Consider the following 3641-nt stretch of genomic DNA (forward strand, 5'->3'; position numbering starts at 1 on the left):
CGCCGCCGCCCGCGCCCGACGGGCTGGTCTGGGCGGTCATCGTGCTGGCGGTGGCGAGCTTCGGTCTGGCCGCGCTGGCGCAATCGACCTTCCCGCTCTGGGCGCGGCACCCCGCAACCGAGGGGCTGCGGGTCCACCTGATGAACGGGCTTTACCTCAACGCGCTGGCCGATCGCATGACCGGCCACTGGACGCCCCGGAAAGGCTGAAACGATGACCCATCAACGCATGACGTTCCCCGGTCCCGTGCTGCAACTCTTCGCCGCGGCCGAAGACGCGATCGCGCAGATCCCGCCGGCTTTTCCGCTGACCGCGACGGTCGCGGTGAACCCGTTCCTGGGACAGGCGGGCGAGAACCGCGCCATGGCCGCCGCCCGGCTGGCGCGCGCGGGTGGGCTGCGCGTGACGCAGGACCGCGCGCAGTATGCCGCGATGATCGCGGACGGGCGCATCGCCGAACCGGATCTGGAGGCCGCCGCCAAAGCCGCCGGGCTGGACGCTGCCGACCTGCGCGCCGCGGCCGATGCGCCGCAGCCGGGCAGCCGAGCGCTGCCGATGGTCGCGGACCTGGCGCGCGACGCGACCGGCACCGACTGGCCCGAATTCGTCGAGGACCGCGTCGGCCTGTGGGCCTCGGCGCATTTCGACCGCGGGCAGGCCTTCTGGCCCGCGCTGTCGGGCGGCGCCATCGTGTCCTGGCGCGCCTTCGCCTCGCGCGACCTGACGACTGGGCTTGCCGGGCTGACCGGGTTCAACGCGCAGGTGTCCGAGCTGCGCGGCGACGCGGCCGAGGCGCTGTCGGCCGCCTGCGCGACGCTGGGCGTTACCGCCGAGGCGGCGCCGCTCTACTTCCACCGCCTGCTGATGAGCATGGGCGGCTGGGCGCAATATGCCCGGCACCTCGGCTGGCTGGCGGAACGCGACGGCGGACGCGAGGAAACCTGCTTTGCCCTTCTCGCCATCGCCGCCACATGGGAGGCGGCGCTGCTGGAACGCTGGGGCGACCGGATCGGCGACGGCTGGGCGAAAGCGCTCGAAAGTTACGCCGAGCCGATCGAGCCGTCGCGCGACGACCTGCTGGACGCGGCGCTGCAGGACGCCGCCGACCGCGCGGCCGAGCGTCGGCTGGCCGAGACGCTGGCCGCGCCGGGTGCGGCGGGCGAAACCGGCACCGATCGCCCGGACCTTCAGGCTGCCTTCTGCATCGACGTCCGGTCCGAGATCCTGCGCCGCACGCTCGAGGCGAGCGATCCGGGCATGCGCACGCTGGGCTTCGCGGGGTTCTTCGGCCTCGCTACCGCGCACCGGTCCGAAGGCTCGGACCTGGTCGAGGCGCGCGCGCCGGTCCTTCTGCGGCCGGGCGTCGCCTCGCGCGACCTGACCGGCGCGTCGGCCGACCGCGCGCTGCGGATCAAACGCCGCGCCGTGCGCGCCTGGGGCCGCTTCAAGATGGCCGCGGTCTCGGCCTTCGCCTTCGTCGAGGCGGCCGGTCCGCTCTATGCGGCGAAGCTGCTGCGCGATTCCACCGGGGTTTCGCACCATCATGGCCCCGGTCCCGCGCCTGCCATGAATCTGCCCGAGGCTGACCGCATCAAGGCGGCGGCGACCGTGCTGCGCGCCATGTCGCTGACCGACGGGTTCGCGCCACTTATCCTGATCGCGGGCCACGGATCGCACGTGACGAACGCGCCGCACGCCTCGGCGCTGCAATGCGGGGCCTGCGGCGGCCATGCGGGCGACGTGAACGCGCGGCTTCTGGCGGCGCTGCTGAACGACCCGGCGGTGCGCGCTGGCCTGCCGGCCGAAGGCATCACCGTGCCCGACGACACGCTGTTCATCGCTGGCTTGCACGACACCGTCACCGACGAGGTCACCCTGTTCGAGGATCATGGCCTGGCGCGGCACGCGGCGTCGCTGCGGCGGCTGAAGGCGACGATGGCCCAAGCCTCGGCGCTGGCGCGGGCGGAGCGCGCGCAAGCCCTGCCCCGCGCCGGAACGGCCGCGGCGCTGCTGTCGCGCGGACACGACTGGGCCGAACTGCGCCCGGAATGGGGCCTTGCCGGCTGCAGTGCCTTCATCGCCGCGCCGCGTCACCGCAGCGCGGGCCGCGACCTCGCCGGGCGCGCCTTCCTGCACGATTACGACTGGCGCCGAGACGACGGGTTCCGCGTGCTCGAACTGATCCTGACCGCGCCGGTCGTGGTCGCCAGCTGGATCTCGCTGCAATATTACGGCTCGTCCGTGGCGCCCGAGGCCTTCGGTGCGGGGAACAAACTGATCCACAACGTCACCGGCGGCATCGGCGTGGTCGAGGGCAACGGCGGGGCGCTGCGCGCGGGCCTGCCGCTGCAATCGGTGCATGACGGCGATACGCTGCGGCACGAACCGCTCCGCCTGACCGTTGCGGTCGAGGCCCCGCGCGAGGCGATCGCCGATATCCTGTCGCGGCACGAGGGCGTGGCGCGCCTGTTCGACAACGGCTGGCTGGCGCTTTACGCGATGGACGAGGACGGACGCATGGCGTGGCGCCACACGCCGGACGGCTGGCAGACGGTGCCCGAAGACGCCTGAGCGCTAGACCGACCGGGCGACCCGCTGCCGCGACGCGCGGCGGGTCAGCGCCATCCGGCGCAGGAAGGCCAGGATGAACAACGCCGACAGGATCAGCACAATCGTCGGCGCCGGCGCGCTGTCGAGGAAGAAGCTGGCATAGGTCCCGGCCAGCATCGACGCCATGCACACCGCCACGGCGACGACCAGCATTCGGCCGAAGCTGCGCACCACCAGGAACGCTATCGCCCCCGGCGCGATCAGCAGCCCGATCGCCAGGATCAGGCCGACCGAACTCAGCGTCGCGACGATGGTCAGCGACAGCAGCGCCAGCATGCCGTAATGCAGCGCGTTGACGTACAGCCCCGATGCCTGCGCCTGTGCCGGATCGAAGCTGTGCAGCAGCCAGTCGCGCCATTTCAGCACCAGCACGCCGGCCACGAAGGCCGAGATTCCGCCCGACAGCCACAGGTCCTGCGGCCCGACGCCCAGCATGTTGCCGAACAGCACGTGATCGAGGTGCATGCCCGTGTCGATCGAGACATACAGCACGATGCCCACGCCGAACATCCCCGAGAACACGACCCCCATCACCGTGTCCCGCTTGACCCGGCTGTTGTCGGCCAGGAAACCCGTGGCCAGCGCGCAGGTCATGCCGGCGGCGAAGGCGCCGACGATCAGCGGGATGCCTGCGATGTAGGCCAGCACGATGCCCGGCAGCACCGCGTGGCTGACCGCGTCGCCCATCAGCGCCCAGCCCTTGAGGACAAGGAAGCACGACAGCAGCGCCGCGGGCACCGACACCAGCGCAGCCATCAGGAAGGCGTTCTGCATGAACGGCAGAAGGAACGGCAGCGTCAGCGTGTCGATCATGTGCGGCGCACCTCCTGCGACAGCGGCACCGCGCGGTGCCGGGCGGCGGCGGCCTCGCCCTCGCGCAAGGCGACGCGCGCCTTGGCGCGGGTGGCCAGCGCGCCGTGCTTCGGCGCGAAGACGAAGGCCAGCAGGAAGATCGCGGTCTGCAGGCTGACGATGATGCCGCCGGTGGCGCCGTTCAGGAAGTAGCTCGCATAGGCGCCGACGAAGCTGGT

General features: G+C 72.0%; 3 protein-coding genes and 1 pseudogene. 2 read left to right on the top strand and 2 right to left on the bottom strand.

What is annotated here, in order from left to right; translation table 11 throughout:
• Both ACFDTC_RS12315 and ACFDTC_RS12320 read left to right on the top strand, forming a co-directional pair.
• Positions 1 to 209, top strand: a pseudogene (locus ACFDTC_RS12315) (oxidoreductase); the annotation flags it as partial.
• A gap of 4 nt (positions 210 to 213) precedes the next feature.
• Complete coding sequence (locus tag ACFDTC_RS12320; protein ID WP_375259177.1) at positions 214 to 2571, top strand: YbcC family protein; 2358 nt, start codon at positions 214 to 216, stop codon at positions 2569 to 2571.
• 3 nt (positions 2572 to 2574) lie between these two features.
• On the opposite strand, the gene ACFDTC_RS12325 is transcribed toward ACFDTC_RS12320, so the two are convergent.
• Both ACFDTC_RS12325 and ACFDTC_RS12330 read right to left on the bottom strand, forming a co-directional pair.
• Positions 2575 to 3423: a metal ABC transporter permease gene (locus ACFDTC_RS12325; RefSeq protein ID WP_375259178.1), complete on the bottom strand. Its 849-nt coding sequence runs from the start codon at positions 3421 to 3423 to the stop codon at positions 2575 to 2577.
• Positions 3420 to 3641 (bottom strand): metal ABC transporter permease (locus ACFDTC_RS12330; RefSeq protein ID WP_375259179.1); only part of this gene is annotated, 222 nt, incomplete at its 5' end. The genes ACFDTC_RS12325 and ACFDTC_RS12330, both read right to left, overlap by 4 nt.

Source organism: Citreimonas sp. (assembly GCF_042096055.1).
In the GTDB taxonomy this organism is placed as follows: domain Bacteria; phylum Pseudomonadota; class Alphaproteobacteria; order Rhodobacterales; family Rhodobacteraceae; genus Citreimonas.